Source organism: Arthrobacter paludis (genome assembly GCF_056782315.1).
This window is the reverse complement of record NZ_JBXAEW010000004.1, coordinates 49035-66060: the sequence shown is the minus strand read 5'-3', so window position 1 is coordinate 66060 and position 17026 is coordinate 49035. Positions and strand designations below refer to the sequence as shown.

Sequence of the window (17026 nt, the reverse complement as noted above, 5' to 3'; positions counted from 1 at the left end):
ACTACGCTCCAGGATCCGGCCTGACCAACCACTACGCTCCAACATGCATGGCCTGCGAGCCGGAGGACCCACCCCCACACGCCGGTGGCCGGCGCGCCGTGGGGCACGCCGGCCACCGGGGCCCGGGCGGGCGTCAGCCGCGGGACACGGCCGGCGCCGGCTTGCGGCCCAGCCGCAGGAACTCCGGGCGCGGGTTGCCCAGCACCAGAAGGTCCACCTGCTCGTCGGTGAGGGAGCGGAAGTGCTTCCGGCGGGACAGGAAGAACACCACGCCGATGGCCACCCAGACCGCCAGGGCCGTGAAGGACTGCGGGCCGAGCAGGGCCGGGGAGCCCGGGATGAGCAGCAGCGCCAGGAACACGAGGGCCGTGACGGCGCCGAGCGCGCTGAGCAGCTTCTTGGCCGTCGAGCGGGTGGCCTCGACCTCCCCCGGGCGGTCCGGCACGTGGCTCCAGCGGAAGACCCGGTACGCGCACAGGCAGGTGTAGAGGTACGCGATCGTCACGCCGACGGACGTCATGTCCACGACCCAGCCCAGGGCGGCCCGCCCGAACCACGGGGTGACGAGGCAGAACGCCGCGACGAACCAGATCCCCACGGAGGGGGTCTTGTGCACGGGATGCAGCTTGGCGAAGACGCGCGGGATCATCTGGGCGCGCCCCATGGCGAGCAGGAGGCGGCTCGCGGAGACGAAGAACCCGTTGAGCCCTGTGCTGACGCCCATCGTGATGCCGATGGCGAGCAGCGCCATGCCTCCGCCGCCGAGGATGCCGGTCAGCGCGTCGGCCGTCCCCCAGGCGGAGTCCCCGGAGACGAGCCGCTGCCAGGGGCCGGACACCGCCACGGCCCCGATCATCGCGGCGTACAGCAGCGCCGCGGCGGCGAGCGCCAGCACGATCAGCCGCATCGCCTTGCTGGGCGCGAAGTCGAACTCCTCCGCGGCCTGCGGGACGTTGTCGAAGCCCACGTAGGCCCACGGGGCGATCGCGACGATGGCGAGGACCGCGGACACGGGCGCCACGTCGCTGGGGAAGGCCGGCGTCGCGTTCGACAGAAGCGACTGGGGGCTGGCCAGCACGGCCACGAGGATGCAGGCCACCGCCACGAGGAGGATGATGCAGGCGATGAACTGCACGCGCCCGGACAGGGCGGCCCCGCGGACGTTGAGGAAGCCGAAGACGATCAGGGCCGTCATGGAAATGAGCACCTCGACGAGGTACACGTCGAACCCGGCGATCGTGTACAGGTGCCCCTGCTGCACGATCCCGGGCAGGAGCTTCCGGAACAGCAGCGCCAACGCGGACGCGTTGAGGGCGACGATGCACGTGTAGCCGAGCGTCAGGAACCACCCGGCGAAGAAGGCGTGCGTCCGCCCGAAGCCGATCAGTGCGTAGGCGAGCTCGCCGCCGGAGACCGGGAAGCTGCGGATGAGCATCCCGTAGCTGACGGCGATGACGACCATGAGTGCCCCGCCGATCAGGAAGCCCGTGATCGCGCCCACGGGGCCGGCGGTCGCGAGCCAGTCGGTGGGCAGGATGAACGCGCCCCAGCCGACGGCGGAGCCGAGCGCGATGGCCCAGACCCAGCTGGGCTTGAGGGTCTTGGCGAGGCGCTCGGGCTGGTCCCCGCCGCCGGCGGGCGGGGGCGCGGAGGGCCCGGCCGCGGGACCGGCCCCGGCCGCGCCGGGCGTGGAGCCGGACTGGGCGGACGTCGAGCCGGGCGTGCCGGCGGTCTGGGTACTCGGTTTCATGGGAACCTCACTCCCTCGGGGGCGGCGGGCGCCGCCCCGGCGGCGGACACGGGACGCCCGCCGTTCAATTGGGTGGATTGCAGGGCACTGACCAGGGCGACGGTGACGACCTCCGCGGCGGTGCAGCCGCGGGAGAGGTCGTTGACGGGCAGGGCCAGGCCCTGCAGGATCGGGCCGTGCGCGCGGGCGCCGGCCAGGCGTTCGGTGATCTTGTAGCCGATGTTCCCGGCCGCGAGGTTCGGGAAGACCAGCACGTTCGCCTGTCCGGCGACGGAGGAGCCGGGCGCCTTGCTGCGGCCGACGGCGTCGACGACGGCGGCGTCGAACTGCAGCTCGCCGTCGACCTCCAGGTCCGGGCGGCGCCGGCGCACGGCGGCCGCGGCGTCGCGCAGCGCGCGGAGGCTCTGGTGCTCGGCGCTGCCGTGGGTGCTGAAGGACAGCAGCGCGATTTTCGGGTCCCCGCCGGTCAGGGTGCGGAACGTGTCGGCGCTGGCGATGGCGATGTCGGCGAGCTGGCCGGCATCGGGCTCGGGGACGACGGCGCAGTCCCCGTAGGCGAGCATCCGCCCGTCCGGCAGCTCCATCACGAAGCAGCTGCTCGCGCACGCCGCGCCCGGGGCCGTCCCGGCAATCCGCAGCGCGGCCCGCAGGACGTCCGCCGTCGGGCGCGTCGCCCCGGCCACGCACGCGTCGGCCAGGCCGGCCGCGACGGCGCCGACGGCGAGGTTGAGCGGGTCCGTCAGCCAGGCGCCGGGGTCGGCGTCCCGGTGGGACGCCGCCTCCGCGACGGCCTCCCCGGCGGTGCCGAGGCGCAGCTCCGCCGGGTCGAGGACCTCGACGCCGGCCGGCAGGTCGAGCCCCGCGCCGTGGGCCGCGGCGCGGACCCGGTCCGGGTCGTCGACGACGACGGGGACCACACCGAGGCCGGCCAGTGCGGCGGCGGCCTCCAGGATCCGGGGATCGGCGCCGTCGGCCAGCACGACCCGGCGCCCGGACCCGCCGAGCCGCGCGCGCCAGCGCGCGCCGAGCCCGGTGGCGGCTGCGTCCCGGAGCATCGCGACGCTCACGGCCGCCGCCCCGGGGTCGCCGGCAGGGTGGGTGCGTGCACGGCTACAGCCCCAGGAAACGGTCCGCGGCGGACATCACGTGGTCGACGCTGCCGAGCAGGTCGTCCAGGACGTCCTGGTCCGAAGTCAGCGGCGGGGACAGGACCAGCATGGTGGCGCCGCGGTTGTCCGGGCGGGTGATGAGGTTGACCTCCCGCATCGCCTGGGGCATCACCTCGGTCAGCAGGGCCTTGGACTGCTCGGGCGTCAGCTCGCGGCCGCTCTCCCGGTCGCCCGTGAGCTCCAGCGCGTAGAAGAAGCCGGTGCCGCGCCACTCCAGGACGCTGCGGTGCGCGTCGCGGATCCGGTTGAGCCCGTTCTGGAAGTACGGCTCGAGGCTGCGCACGTGCCCGGGGACGTCCTCGTCGCGCAGGGCCTTGAGGTTGGCGACGGCGACGGCGGTGGAGACGGGGTGGCCGCCCCACGTGGCACCGTGCGTGAACATTCCGGCCTCGGGCGAGTCCAGCAGCCGGGCGGCCAGGGACTCGCGGATGATGACGCCGCCGAGCGGGGCGTACCCGGAGGTGGATCCCTTGGCGAACGTGAGCAGGTCCGGCACGACGCCGAACTTGGTGCTCCCGAACCACTCGCCGAGCCGGCCGAAGCCGCAGATGACCTCGTCGGCCACGAGCAGGATGCCGTGCTCGTCGCAGATGGAGCGCAGCTCCTGCCAGTAGCCCTCCGGCGGGACCAGGGCGCCGCGCGAGTTCTGGACGGGCTCCGCGAAGAGGGCCGCGATCGTCTCGGCGCCCTCCTCCTCGATGACTTGGCGGATGGCCTGGATGCTGGGCAGGTCGGCCGCCGTGCCCCCGGCGGGAATGGACTCGCCCAGGGTGTTCGGCACGTGGCGCACGCCCGGCATCAGGTCGCCGAACGGCTCCTTGTAGGCGGGGATGCCGGTGACGGCGAGCGCGCCGAGCGTCGTGCCGTGGTAGGCCATGTGGCGGGCGATGATCTTCGTGCGCCGCGGCTGGCCCTGGCTGCGGTGGTACTGGCGGGCGAACTTGATGGCCGACTCCACGGCCTCGGAGCCGGAGTTCACGAAGAACACGGTCTCCAGGTCGCCCGGGGCCAGGCTCGCGATCTCCGTGGCGGCCTCGATGGCGGCCGGGTGGGCGGAGCCCCAGTTCGTCCAGTAGGCGAGCTCGGACATCTGGGCGTAGGCCGCGGCCGGGATGTCCTGGCGCCCGTGCCCCACGTTCACGCAGAACAGGCCGGCCAGCCCGTCGAGGAAGCGGTTGCCGTCCTCGTCGAACAGGTAGCTTCCCTCGCCGCGGACGATGATGGGGAGCTTCTCGTCGCGCCAGACCCGGCCGGCGGTGAAGTGCGGGAAGATGTGCTGCTGCGCCAGCGCGCGGTTCCGGGACGTGGACTGCTGCTGCGATGCCATCGTGGCCAAGGTGGTCACTGGACCCCTCCGTTCGGACTGCGGTGCCGCCGGCGCCGATGCGCCGGCCTGTGGTGCAGCTCACTCTGCCCGCATTCACGGACCCTTCAAAGAACCACTTTGGGGTGAAATTGGTGGTGCCAGATGGGGGCGCGGCGGGGCTACGGCAGCGGCGGGGCGTCGCGGATGACGCGCGCCAGGGCCGCCACGCCGGGGCGGATCGCTTCGAGGGGGATGGCCGCGAACCCGAGCCGGAAGCAGTTGCGGTGGGCCGCCGGGTCCGCGAAGAACACGTCCCCGCGCTCGATGACGACGCCGGCGGCCAGCGCGCGGACCGCGAGCTCGGCGCAGTCCAGCCCGGGCGGGCCCGGCACCCAGATGCTCACGCCCCCGGGCGGCGCCCCGATCCCCCAGCCGAGCTCCTCCTCCAGCGCCGTGGCGAGTTCGGTCCACTTGCGGCTGAGCTGCGTGCGGCGGCGGCGGACGGTCCTGCGGTACTGGCCGGAGTCCACGAGCAGGGCCATGGCGCGCTGCAGGTGCCCCGAGACGTGGCGCAGCAGGTACCGGCGCCGGCTGCGCAGCTCCGCGACGAGGGCGGCGTCGGCCACGAGGTAGCCCAGCCGCAGGCCGGGGGCCAGGAACTTCGTGAACGAGCCGAGGTAGACGACCCGGCCGCTGTGGGGCAGGGCCTTCAGCGCGGGCGTCGGCTTGCCCTGGTACCGGAACTCGCTGTCGTAGTCGTCCTCGACGATGAGGGAGTCGGCCTCCTCCGCGAGCGCGAGGAGGCGCTGCCGCCGCTCCCCCGACAGCGTCACGTTCGTGGGGCTGTGGTGGCTGGGGGTCACGTGGACCAGGCGCAGTCCGGACAGGCCCCGGTCGGGGACCAGCCCCGCGCCGTCGACCGGGAACGGGACCAGCCGGGCCCCGGCCTGGACGAACCGGTGGCGGGCGTCCGCGTACCCCGGGTCCTCGACCCCGACGGCGTCTCCGGGCTCGATGAGGGTCCGGGCCAGCAGGTCGAGCCCGTGCTGGGAGCCGGAGGTGACCAGGACGTTCTCGGGCGCGGCCTCGATGCCCCGCGATGGGAGCACGTGCCGGCACAGCATCTCCAGCAGCAGGGGGTCGTCCTCGTCGACGCTGTCCCGGAGGGAGACGTGCAGGTGCGGCGGCTCCAGGGCCTCCCGCAGGCACCGGGCCCAGGCCAGGCGCGGGAAGTCCGCGGGGTCGATCTGCCCGGCCACGAACGGGTACGGGTAGTCGGCCCAGTCCCGCACCTTCGTGATCTCGGGCATCCCGGCGTCGGCCCGGCGGACGACGTGCCGGCCCCAGTCGACGCCGCTCGCGCCGGGCTCGTCGCGGGCGGCGGCGGGGCCGGCGACCATGTCCGGGTTGATGAAGTAGCCGCGCCGGCGGTGGGACTCGATGGCCCCGTCGGCGAGCAGCTCCTCGTACGCGGCGGTGACGGTGTTGCGGGAGAGCCCCAGCTCGCGGGCCAGCTCGCGGGAACCGGGCAGCGGCAGGGCCGGGTCGAGCCCGCCGGTGAGGATCTGGTGCTGGAGCGCCTGGCGCAGCTGCCGGTACAGGGGCACCGGCGAGGACGGGTCGATCCCGATCAGGGTCGTCGCCGGGCGGCCGCGCGTGGCGTCCTCGCGCCTCCGGCGCTCAGCCACGCCGGTCGGGGCGGGGGTCGAGCCCCGGGTGGTCGCGCGGGACGACGACCATCGGCACCGGCAGCGCCCGGAGCATCTTCTTCGCCGTCGCGCCCAGGAAGATCCGCCGCCGGCGCGCGAGCCGGCTCGAGCCGATGACGACCACCTCACCCTCGTCCCAGTCCAGCCGGGCGATGGCCTCCTCGATCGAGGCGCCCTCGGCGATGTCCGCCTGCACCAGCGTCCTGCGGTCCACGGCCGCGACGGCGCGGTCCAGCACGACCTGCGCGTGGGCCCGGGCCCAGCCCACCGCCTCCGCGCCGGCCCGGTGGGCGTCCACCGTGACGAGGGAGATCAGGCGCAGCGGCACGTGGCGCAGCGCGGCGGCCTCGACCGCGGACTCGAGCAGCGCCTCGTGCCCGGACCGGGTGCCGATGGCGCAGGTGAGCCGGGCGAGGAACCGGGGCGGGCGGTAGCCGGACGGCGCCAACGCGACGGGCACCGGCGAGGCGTGCAGGAGCGCGTTGGCGACGGAGCCCACCGTGAACCGGCGCCACGGCGCCCGGCTCGAGGCGCCGACGACGATGACCGCGGCCCCGAGGTCCCGCGCGGCGTCGATGAGTCCCTCGGCGAAGGAATCGGCGTAGACGACGTGGCTCTCGGAGCGCATCCCGGGCGGCACCAGGTCCTGCGCGCGCGCCATCCACGCGCGCGCCTCCTGCGCGAGGAAGGACTGGAAGTTGCGCTCCTGGGCCGTCGACGAGCGCTCCGGGGAGGGGCCGCGGACGACGTGCACCAGGTCGAGCTGGGCGTCGAGCGACGACGCCAGGGTCCGGCCCAGCGCGATGGCCTCGCGGTCCCGGTCGTCCTCCATGCACCCGATGACGATCCGCCGCATCGCACCTTCCCTCCCGTTCGGCGCGCCGCCGTCGTCCGCCTGGGCCGCGGCTCGGCGCGCCACGCGCCCCTGTGTTCCGTGGCTCACATCAAACCACACCGGGCGGCGGCCACGGCCGCCGGGCTCCCCAACCTCTTCCCAAGGTCCGGGTGAGACCGTGGGACCGAGCCTTCGACCGCCGAGGAGGGCGAGATGTCGCGGGAGCACCCTGCCGGGGAGCCGGCGCACCCAGGCGGACCGGCGGAGCCCGGCGGCCCGAGGGGGCGTGACGCGCCGGCGTGGGGGACGGCGGAAGGGCCCGCGGTGCCGCGGGAACTGACCCGGCGGCAGGTGGGCCTGCTGCTGGCCGGCGCCGCCTCGCTGCTGCTCTCCGGCACGGCCTACGGCCTGGTCGGCACGGCCGTCGACCGCGGACAGCGCCGGACCGCGACCGGCTTCGGGACCCTGCAGCTGCTGCGCGCGGGCCGGTTCGCCCGCCTGGCGCCGGACGGCGGGGAGTCGCCCGTGACGCCGGCCGTGGCCCTGGCGATGCTCGACGGCGGCGGGCTTCCGCTGGCGGCGGGCCCGGGCGGGCCGGGCGGCCACGCGGGGCACGACGGCGGCGCCCGGCCCGGCCGGCGCTGGCCGCAACCGCAGAACCTCACCTGGGCCGACGTCGTGCTGCTCGACTTCGAGGTGCGCAGCGACCGCACCCGTCCCGTCCCCTTCTCCCCCGGCCAGTTGCGCCTCGTGCCCGGCGGGACCGGGCCGGGGGTCGCCCCCTGGGCCACGGCGCCGGCGCGGCCGCTGCCGCCGGGCCGGGCCGCCCGCATGTGGGCCGGCTACCTCGCGCCCGAGGGCGCCCTGGACTTCGCGGTCGAGTACTCGGACCCGTGGACGGGCACCGCGACGCGGCTCGGCCTGCCGCCCATGACGCTGCTGGAGACCTGACATGGCGCTGCTGGACGTCCACATCAACGACGGCTTCCTGCCCATGGTGGACGGGTCCCTCGTCTACCACCGGGGCTTCGGCGACCGCCCGACCGCCACCGACGACCCGGCGCCGAGCCTCGCCCTGGCGCCGCGGGTCCTCACGGCGGACGGGCGCAGCATCGCCAGCCGGCACTACCCGCTGCGGGCCGCCCTGCCGCCGCGCGGGCGCCCGGCTCCAGCGTACCGGGACCCCTTCCACCCGGGCGAGTACCTGGTGCACCGCAGGCACTGGGCCAGCTACTTCCCGTCGCGGACGATCGTCGTGGAGGCGGGCGCCGCCGTCGTCCTCCGCGTCCACAACCACCTGGCCGAGCCGCACGCGCTCAGCGTCCTTTCCGCCGCCGCCGGCGGCGGCCACCTCGGCACCGGGCCGGTCGCCCCGGGCCGCACCGCCGACCTCGCCTTCGACGCGCCCGCGCCCGGGACCTACCTCTACTGCGATCCGGGCGGCGATCCGGCCAACCCGGACGCGGATCCCGTCCAGCGCGTGCTCGGGCTGCACGGGGCGCTGGTCGTGATCGACCCCGCCCACGCGTGGGCCCCGTGGCGGGACGGGCCGGAGTTCGAGCGCCAGTGGCTGTGGCTGCTGCACAACGTGGACCCGGAGTGGGCGCGCCTGGCCTCGCTGGGCCGGGAGGTGGACCCGGACGCGGTGCCCGCGTACCCCCGGTACTTCACCCTCAACGGCCGCAGCGGGTTCCAGTCGCTGGGCCTGACCCTGGACGAGGACGCGAACCGCGAGCGGGAGGAGGACACGCTGATGTCCGGCTCCGCCCGCGAGGTCGACGCGCGCGACTTCAACCAGGCCGCCACCCCGGACACGATCCGCGCCGGACAGCTCATGCGCTTCGTGAACGCGGGCGTGGTCCACCACCAGCTGCACTTCCACGGCAACCACCTGTGGACGCTGCGCCGCAACGGGGCGGACTTCCCCCGCCGGCGGGGCCGCGTCGACGCGGAGGGGCACATCCTCCTGCAGCAGTGGGAGGACGTCGTCGAGGTCCACCCGCTGGACCGCAAGGAATGCGTCCTGCCGTTCCACCGCCCGCGCGAGACCGTGCGCCAGGTGTGGGACGCGCGGGCGGGGGACTGGCACTTCCCGATGCACTGCCACGCGGAGCCGTCGCAGGTGGCCCGTGGCGGCCTCTACCCGGGCGGGCTGGTGGGCCACTGGACGGTCGCGGAGCCGGCGGACGTGCCGGCGCCCCCGGGGCCCGTGGCTCCCCCGCCGGACGGCACGGCCGGCCCGCCCGAGCCCACCGCGGAGCCCGGGAGCGGCCTCCGCCCGCCGGAGCACCCGCACTTCGCCAGCCAGGTCGCGTTCGCCTCGGCCCAGCTGCACGAGGGCAGCCCCGAGACCGAGTTCCTGCAGCCGGGGATGCCCCGCCACGAGCTCAAGGTGGTCCACGACAAGATCGAGTTCCCCGGCGCCGGCGAGTTCGACATGATGATGTTCGAGCTCGACGACGGCGGCCGGGTCTTCCCGTCGCCGCTGATCAGGGCCACGGAGGGGGAGGTCTACCAGGCCGAGATCAAGCCGCAGCGCCGGGTCCACACGGTGCATTGGCACGGGATCGAGCCCGACCCGCGCAACGACGGCGTGGGGCACACGTCCTTCGAGGTCACGGGCGGCTACACGTACCAGTGGCGGCCCGAGCCAGGGGTCCCCGGGAACCCGAACCCCGGGACGGCGGGCAGCTACTTCTACCACTGCCACGTCAACACGACCCTGCACGTGCAGCTGGGCATGTTCGGCCCCCTGGTCGTGGACCCGGTCGTCCACGCCGACTTCCCGGAGGCCCCGGGCGCGCGGCGCGCGTTCGTGGACGGGCCGCTGTACGACGTCGACACGGAGACGCTCCTGGTGCCCTACGCGCTGGACCCGCGGTGGCACGAGCTCACCCACGCCGCCGGCCTCTCCGGCGAGGACGTGGGCCTGGACCGCTTCGAACCGCGGCACTTCTTCATCCTCGGCGGCGAGCTGGCGCGCCCCCCGGTGGAGCACGGGGCGCAGGTGCTGGACGGGATCAGGGCCACGGTGCCCGGCGGGCCGGACGAACGCCATCCCACCCTGCTGCGCTTCCTCAACGCCAACTACTACCCCGTCAACGCGTTCTTCCGGGACGCGGCGGGGAACCCCGCGCCCATCGGCGAACTGATCGCCCACGACGGGCGCCCGTTCTGGGACACGGGGGACCCGGCGGGGCCGGCCGTCCCGGCCTTCCGGACCGCCCGCGGCCGGCTCACGACGCCCCTGCTCAACTTCGGGGCGGCGGAGCGCTTCGAGATGCTGCTGCGCCCGCCGTCCGCGGGGGCCTACACCCTGACGGTGGACCTGCTGCACTGGATCACCGGGAAGGTGCTCTTCCGGCGCGTCATCCCCGTGACGGCGGAGTAGGCGCCCACCGTCCGGCCCGGCGGACGACGGCGGCGCCCGCTACCCGTCCCGGCCGCCCCCGGCGTGCGCCTCCAGGAACCGGTAGACCTCCGTCTCGTCCACGCCCGGGAACGCCCCGGTGGGCATCGCGGCCAGCAGGTGGGTCTGGGCGCGGGCGGCGGGCCAGGCGTTGCCGAACCACCGCCCGGACAGCTCCTCGGGGGGCCGGCGGCAGCACTCCCCGTCCGGGCACTTGGACACGGAGCGCTCGGTCGTGTCGCGGCCGCGGAACCACTTCACGTGCGCGTACGGGACGCCGATGCTCAGGGAGAACGTGCCCGCCGCGGAGCGCTCGGTGCGGGCCGTGCACCAGTACGTCCCGGTCGGGGTGTCCGTGTACTGGTTGAACGCGCTGAACTGGTCCGGCGTGGTGAACACGGCCCGGGACGTCCAGTAGCGGCAGATCGTCTGGCCCTCGATGGCGCCCAGGTGGTCCGAGGGGAAGACGACGCCGTCGTTCTCGTACGCCTTGTGCACGATCCCGGACTCGTGGACCTTCTGGAAGTGGGTCGTGATGCCCAGATGCTCCGTGGCCAGGTTCGTGAACCGGTGGGCCGCGGTCTCGTAGGAGACGGCGAACGCGTCGCGGATGTCCTCGACGGCCAGCTCCTTGGCCGCCTTGGCGCGCTGCAGGAACTCCACCGTGGCCGCCTCCGGCATCATGAGGGCCGCGGCGAAGTAGTTCGTGGCCACGCGCTGGCGCAGGAACTCCGCGTAGTCCCAGGGCGTCCCGTGGCCCAGCACGAAGTGGCCCAGGGCCTGGAGCAGCACCGAGCGGGTGCTGTGCTCGGAGCGCTGCGACCGGGTCAGGTAGATGCGCATGTTCTTCAGGTCCGTCACCGACCGCGTCGAGTGCGGCAGGTCGGAGACGTGGTGCAGCGTGAAGCCCAGGTGCGCGGCGATGTCCCCGACCTCGTGGTGGGACAGCGGCCCGGCGCTGTGACCGATGGCGCGCAGGACCTCGTCGGCCCGCTCCTCGATCTCCGGGAAGTAGTTGTTGCGCTCCTTCATCTGCGTCCGCAGCTCGGCGTTGGCCCGGCGGGCCTCCTCGGGGGTGGCCAGCTGCTCGTTGAGCCGCCGCTCGAGCTCCTTCTGCAGGCCCACGAGCGCCTCAAGCACGTCCATGGGCAGCCGGGAGCCGACGCGCACGGTCGGCAGGCCCAGCTGCTCGTACAGGGGGCTGCGCTGGGCGCGCTCCAGCTCGATCTCCAGGGCGGCGCGACGGTTGGGCGGCTCCGCGCCCAGGAGCTCGTCGAGCCCGGTCCCCAGCGCGCCGGCGAGCTGTTTGAGCAGGCTCAGCTTGGGTTCGCGCTTGCCGTTCTCGATGAGGCTCAGCTGGCTCGGCGCGGTGCCGACGGCCTCGCCGAGCGCGTCCAGCGTCAGCCCCCGCGCCTTGCGCAGGTGCCGGACGCGGCGGCCCAGCGCGATCACGTCGAGGTCGTCGGCGGGGGCCGGGGCGTCGGGGCGGTGGGGTTCATGCCACGTGCGAGTCGTCACTTCTTCAGCATACGGAAAGAAACGCAAATCTTTCCAGCAATTTCCCCTACCGGAGGGGTTGGAACTCGAGAAAAGTGGTTCCCACGAAGAAGAACACGGATCGAGCAGAGGATCCGCGGCAGCCAGGAGGAGCACCAGTGACCGAGAACCAGACCCCCGAAGCCCGCACCGCCTCGCTGCGCGAGGACTGGGACACGAACCCGCGCTGGGCCGGCATCGAGCGCGACTACCAGCCCGAGGACGTCGTCAAGCTCCAGGGCCGCGTCCAGGAGGAGCACACGCTGGCGAAGCGCGGCTCCGAGAAGCTGTGGGAGCAGCTGACCACCGAGGCGCAGACCGGCTCGTTCACCAACGCGCTGGGCGCCCTGACCGGCAACCAGGCCGTGCAGCAGGTCAAGGCCGGCCTCCGCGCCATCTACCTCTCCGGCTGGCAGGTCGCCGCCGACGCGAACCTCTCGGGCCACACCTACCCGGACCAGTCGCTCTACCCGGCCAACTCGGTCCCGCAGGTCGTCCGCCGCATCAACAACGCGCTGCTGCGCGCCGACCAGATCGAGTTCTCCGAGGGCATCCGCACCGTCGAGGACTGGCTGGTCCCGATCGTCGCCGACGCGGAGGCCGGCTTCGGCGGACCGCTCAACGCGTACGAGCTGATGAAGTCCATGATCGCCGCGGGCGCCTCGGGCGTGCACTGGGAGGACCAGCTGGCCTCGGAGAAGAAGTGCGGCCACCTGGGCGGCAAGGTCCTCATCCCGACCCAGCAGCACATCCGCACGCTGAACGCCGCCCGCCTGGCCGCCGACGTCGCCGGCACCCCGAGCGTCATCATCGCCCGCACCGACGCCGAGGCCGCCACCCTCATCACCTCCGACGTCGACGAGCGCGACCGCGAATTCATCACCGGCGAGCGCACCGCGGAGGGCTTCTACAAGGTCCGCAACGGCATCGAGCCCTGCATCGCCCGCGCCAAGGCCTACGCGCCGTACTCCGACCTCATCTGGATGGAGACGGGCACCCCCGACCTGGAGCTGGCCAAGCAGTTCGCGGAGGCCGTCAAGTCCGAGTTCCCGGACCAGATGCTCTCCTACAACTGCTCGCCGTCCTTCAACTGGAAGAAGCACCTGGACGACGCCACGATCGCCAAGTTCCAGCGCGAGCTCGGCGCCATGGGCTTCACCTTCCAGTTCATCACCCTGGCCGGCTTCCACGCCCTGAACCACTCGATGTTCGACCTCGCCAAGGGCTACAACGAGCGGCAGATGGCCGCCTACGTCGAGCTGCAGGAGCGCGAGTTCGCCGCCGAGGCCGACGGCTACACCGCCACCAAGCACCAGCGCGAAGTGGGCACCGGCTACTTCGACGCGATCTCCACGGCGCTCAACCCGAACGCCTCCACCCTGGCCCTGGTGGGATCCACCGAGGAAGGCCAGTTCCACTAACCCCTTCGGGGGACGACGGCGGGGCCGCCCCGCCGCCGTCCCCCACCCCACGCTTTGTGTCCTAAGGAGAAGTCCAGTGAACGACCCCATCACCCTGAACGGCATCACCCTGATCGCCTCGCCGGTCCGCCGGCAGGAGGAGGTCCTCACCCCGCAGGCGCTCGACTTCCTGGCCCGGCTCCACCGGTCCTTCGAGGGCCGCCGGCAGGAGCTCATGCGGGCCCGCCGCACGCGCCGGAACCGCATCGCCGGAGGCTGGGACCCGCACTTCCTCGAGTCCACGCGCCACATCCGCGAGGACGAGGACTGGCGCGTCGCGCCGGTCGCCCCCGGCCTGGAGGACCGCCGGGTCGAGATCACCGGGCCCACGGACCGGAAGATGGCCGTTAACGCCCTGAACTCCGGGGCGAAGGTCTGGCTCGCCGACCTCGAGGACTCCTCCACGCCGACGTGGCACAACACCATCGCCGGGCAGCTGAACCTGCGGGCCGTCCTCGACCGGACGATCGACTTCACGACGCCCGAGGGCAAGGAGTACCGGCTGACCGGGCAGACGCTGACGGACCTGCCGACCATCGTGGTCCGTCCCCGCGGCTGGCACCTGCCGGAGAAGCACCTGCTCATCAAGGGCCAGCCGATGTCCGGGGCCCTGGTCGACTTCGGGCTGTACTTCTTCCATAACGCGCACCGGCTGATCTCCGCCGGCCGCGGCCCGTACTTCTACCTGCCGAAGATCGAGTCCCACCAGGAGGCCCGCCTCTGGAACGACGTCTTCATCATGGCCCAGGACCTGCTCGGCATCCCGCAGGGGACCATCCGCGCGACCGTGCTGATCGAGACCATCACGGCGGCGTTCGAGATGGAGGAGATCCTCTACGAGCTGCGCGAGCACGCGTCCGGCCTGAACGCCGGGCGCTGGGACTACATCTTCTCCGTCATCAAGAACTTCCGCACCCGCGGGCCGCGGTTCGTGCTGCCGGACCGGGACATGGTGACCATGACGGCGCCGTTCATGCGGGCCTACACCGAGCAGCTGGTCCGCGCCTGCCACCGCCGCGGGGCGATGGCGATCGGCGGCATGAGCGCGTTCATCCCGAACCGGCGCGACGAGGCCGTCAACGCCGTCGCGTTCGAGAAGGTCACCGCGGACAAGACCCGCGAGGCCAACGACGGCTTCGACGGCTCGTGGGTGGCCCACCCGGACCTGGTCCCCGTGGCGCGGACGGTGTTCGACGGCGTCCTCGGCGAGCGCCCCAACCAGCTCGACCGCACCCGCGGGGACGTCGTCCCCGACGACAAGGCGCTGCTGGACATCGCCGGCACCACCGGCCTGATCACCGAGGGCGGCCTGCGCACCAACGTGGTGATCGGGATCCGCTACCTCGAGTCCTGGCTGCGCGGCAACGGCGCCGTCGCCCTGCGCAACCTCATGGAGGACGCGGCGACCGCGGAGATCTCCCGCTCCCAGGTGTGGCAGTGGATCAACATCCAGGCCGTCACCGACGAGGGCGAGGTCATCACCCGCGAGTGGGTCGAGGAGCTCATGGAGGAGGAGTTCTCCCGGTTCGAGCGCTTCGAGGGCGACCGCTTCGACGACGCCCGCCAGGTGTTCGCCGAGTGCGCGCTGCGGGACGAGTTCCCGACGTGGCTGACCGTGCCGGCCTACACCCGGTACCTCTGCGAGGCGAAGGAGTACCAGACCGCCTGACCCCGGACGCCGCGGTGCCGCCACCGGCTGGTACTGGTATCCCCGCCCCGGCGGGCCGCGGCGCTCCGTCCCCGGGTCCCCGGCAGCCGATCCGTCCGGCCGCCGGGGACCCCCTTCCGGCCACGGCCGGTCCCCCTGACGCAGCCGGGGGGACCGGCCGTTCCGGCGTCCCGGCGCCGCCGCCCGGGCGGGCGCGCCCGCGCGGGCCCGGACGCCGGGTCAGTGCGCGTGGGGCTCGCGGTAGCGCGCGGCCGCCGCGGCGGCCAGCGCGGCGAGGCCCGCGACGGCGACCCACAGGGCCGGCAGCCCGAGGGCCAGGTACGCGAAGCCGCCGGCGGTGGACCCCGCCGCGATCATGGCCCACAGCACCGCGAACTTCACCCAGTGCCAGCGGGGCCCGCCCGTGAGCGCTGCGGCGAGGTGCTGTCCGATCTTCACGAGGGTCCCGGTCATGTACGTGAGGCCGACGCTGACCTCGCCGTTGCGCGTGTAGGTCGAGTTCACCGCGCCCATGGCCGCGGCGACCAGGGGCGGGCCGACGGCGGCGGCCGGGGGAACGGTCCCGGCGAGCGCGGCGAGGGCGAGCAGCGCGAGCGAGACGGCGAGCACGGCCGGGCGCGGGCGGAGGGCGCGCCGGCCCACGAGGCTCGCGGCGAGCGACCCGAGGACGAAGAAGAGGACCAGGCCCATGGCCAGCGCCCAGCCCAGGGCGTTCCCCCGGGCCAGGTCGGCGCCGGCGCGCGTCGAGTTGCCGCTCATGAAGGACACGAAGTACCCGCCGAGGTGGAGGTAGGCGACGCCGTCGACGAACCCGGCGACGGCGGAGATCCCGCCCGCGTGGCCGAGCGTGCGCCACCCCAGAGAACCAGCCAACGGCACCCCCTTCTTTCCGCCGGGCATTCTACTCCCGCGCATAATGGACCGGTGTGCCGGGACCGCCCCGGCGCGGAAGGGAGCCAGATGAGCCCGCGGGTGCGGTCCGGCGGCCTGTGGGGCCGGGACTTCGTGCTCGCCACCGGCGCGAACCTGTTCATGTCGATGGTGTTCTACCTGCTCATGACGTCCATGGCGCTGTACGCCGTGGAGCGGTTCGGGGCCGGCGACGCCGCGGCGGGGTTCGCCTCGAGCTCCTACATCGTCGGCGCGCTGGTCGCCCGCATGTTCGCCGGGCAGCTGGTCGGGGCGCTCGGCCTGCGGCGCACGCTGCTGGTCTCCTTCGCCGCGTTCACGCTGTTCTCCTTCCTCTACATCCCCAGCGACTCCCTGGGCATGCTCCTGGCCGTGCGCCTGCTGCACGGCGTGGCGTTCGGGGCGGGGAACACGGCCGTGACCGCGACCGTCCAGGCCGTCATCCCGCCGGCCCGGCGCGGCGAGGGCACCGGGTACTTCAGCCTCTCGACCAGCGTCTCCACGGCGGTGGGGCCGTTCGTCGCGGCGGTGCTGGCGGCCCGGGGCGACTACGCCGGGATCTTCTGGTTCTGCACCGCGAGCTCCCTCGCCGGGTTGGCCGTGGCGGCGTTCCTGCGCCCGCCGGAGACCCCCGCCGCCCAGCGCCCGCGGCTCCGGGAGGTCCGCTGGCTGCACCCCGGCTCCATGGTGGAGCGGCGCACGCTGCCCATCGCCACGATCGCGCTGCTGACGGGCGCCGCCTACTCGGGCGTCCTCGCGTTCCTGTCCACGTACTCGCTCCAGAACGGGACGCCGGGCTCCGCGGCCCTGTTCTTCGCGGTCTACGCCGCCGTCGTCATGGTCTCCCGGCTGGTCGCCGGCCGGATCCAGGACCGGCGCGGCGACAACGTCGTCATGTACCCGGCGATCGTGATGTTCGCGGGCGGGCTGGCGCTGCTGTCCCTGCCGCCGACCGCCGCCGTCGCGGCCGCCAGCGCCGTCCTGTGCGGGCTGGGCTTCGGGATCATCATGCCGTGCGCGCAGGCCATCGCCGTCGCGCAGGCCCCGGAGGGGCGCATGGCGACGGCGGTGTCCACGTACTACCTCATGCTCGACGTCGGCACCGGCCTGGGACCGGTCCTGCTCGGTGCGCTCGTCCCGCTGACCGGGTTCGGCGGGATGTACGCCGTGCTCGGGGCCGCCACGCTCGGCACCGTCGCCGTGTACCGCGCGGTGCACGGGCGCCCCCGGCGCTGCTGACGGGGACGACGGCGGCGCCCGGGAATGCCGCGCCC

The 17026-nt window shown here is 73.8% G+C and carries 12 protein-coding genes; 5 read left to right on the top strand and 7 right to left on the bottom strand.

The window, feature by feature from the left end; translation table 11 throughout:
• Positions 1-133: 133 nt before the first annotated feature.
• The 5 genes from AC1Q5D_RS04470 to AC1Q5D_RS04450 form a co-directional block, all read right to left on the bottom strand.
• Positions 134-1750, bottom strand: a complete 1617-nt coding sequence (locus AC1Q5D_RS04470; protein ID WP_481737365.1) for an APC family permease — start codon at positions 1748-1750, stop codon at positions 134-136.
• Positions 1747-2817, bottom strand: a complete 1071-nt coding sequence (locus tag AC1Q5D_RS04465) for a phosphotransacetylase (RefSeq protein ID WP_481737364.1) — start codon at positions 2815-2817, stop codon at positions 1747-1749. Before AC1Q5D_RS04465 ends, AC1Q5D_RS04470 begins: the two co-directional genes overlap by 4 nt.
• Before the next feature lie 43 nt (positions 2818-2860).
• Positions 2861-4246: an aspartate aminotransferase family protein gene (locus AC1Q5D_RS04460; protein WP_481737536.1), complete on the bottom strand. Its 1386-nt coding sequence runs from the start codon at positions 4244-4246 to the stop codon at positions 2861-2863.
• Positions 4247-4404: 158 nt separating this feature from the next.
• Entirely contained in the window at positions 4405-5913 is a 1509-nt protein-coding gene (gene pdxR, locus AC1Q5D_RS04455; RefSeq protein ID WP_481737363.1) for a MocR-like pyridoxine biosynthesis transcription factor PdxR, read from the bottom strand.
• On the bottom strand, positions 5906-6790 hold the full coding sequence (locus AC1Q5D_RS04450; RefSeq protein ID WP_481737362.1) for a universal stress protein: 885 nt from the start codon (positions 6788-6790) through the stop codon (positions 5906-5908). Before AC1Q5D_RS04450 ends, pdxR begins: the two co-directional genes overlap by 8 nt.
• Before the next feature lie 303 nt (positions 6791-7093).
• Between AC1Q5D_RS04450 and AC1Q5D_RS04445 the strand changes: the two genes are divergently transcribed.
• Together AC1Q5D_RS04445 and AC1Q5D_RS04440 are read left to right on the top strand one after the other, a co-directional pair.
• Positions 7094-7720: a hypothetical protein gene (locus tag AC1Q5D_RS04445; protein ID WP_481737361.1), complete on the top strand. Its 627-nt coding sequence runs from the start codon at positions 7094-7096 to the stop codon at positions 7718-7720.
• A 1-nt stretch (position 7721) separates the two neighbouring features.
• Entirely contained in the window at positions 7722-10160 is a 2439-nt protein-coding gene (locus AC1Q5D_RS04440; RefSeq protein WP_481737360.1) for a multicopper oxidase domain-containing protein, read from the top strand.
• A 39-nt stretch (positions 10161-10199) separates the two neighbouring features.
• On the opposite strand, the gene AC1Q5D_RS04435 is transcribed toward AC1Q5D_RS04440, so the two are convergent.
• Positions 10200-11696 (bottom strand): helix-turn-helix domain-containing protein, encoded by a 1497-nt coding sequence (locus AC1Q5D_RS04435; protein WP_481737359.1) that lies wholly within the window; start codon positions 11694-11696, stop codon positions 10200-10202.
• Between the two features lie 137 nt (positions 11697-11833).
• On the opposite strand from AC1Q5D_RS04435, the gene aceA reads away from it, so the two are divergent.
• Both aceA and aceB read left to right on the top strand, forming a co-directional pair.
• Positions 11834-13135 (top strand): isocitrate lyase, encoded by a 1302-nt coding sequence (gene aceA, locus AC1Q5D_RS04430; protein ID WP_481737358.1) that lies wholly within the window; start codon positions 11834-11836, stop codon positions 13133-13135.
• Positions 13136-13211: 76 nt separating this feature from the next.
• Positions 13212-14843: a malate synthase A gene (aceB, locus tag AC1Q5D_RS04425; RefSeq protein WP_481737357.1), complete on the top strand. Its 1632-nt coding sequence runs from the start codon at positions 13212-13214 to the stop codon at positions 14841-14843.
• A gap of 219 nt (positions 14844-15062) precedes the next feature.
• Here aceB and AC1Q5D_RS04420 read toward each other — a convergent pair whose 3' ends face one another.
• Positions 15063-15716, bottom strand: a complete 654-nt coding sequence (locus AC1Q5D_RS04420) for a YoaK family protein (protein ID WP_481737356.1) — start codon at positions 15714-15716, stop codon at positions 15063-15065.
• 87 nt (positions 15717-15803) lie between these two features.
• Between AC1Q5D_RS04420 and AC1Q5D_RS04415 the strand changes: the two genes are divergently transcribed.
• Positions 15804-16991, top strand: coding sequence for an MFS transporter (locus tag AC1Q5D_RS04415; protein WP_481737355.1), 1188 nt, complete (start codon positions 15804-15806; stop codon positions 16989-16991).
• Positions 16992-17026: the final 35 nt, after the last annotated feature.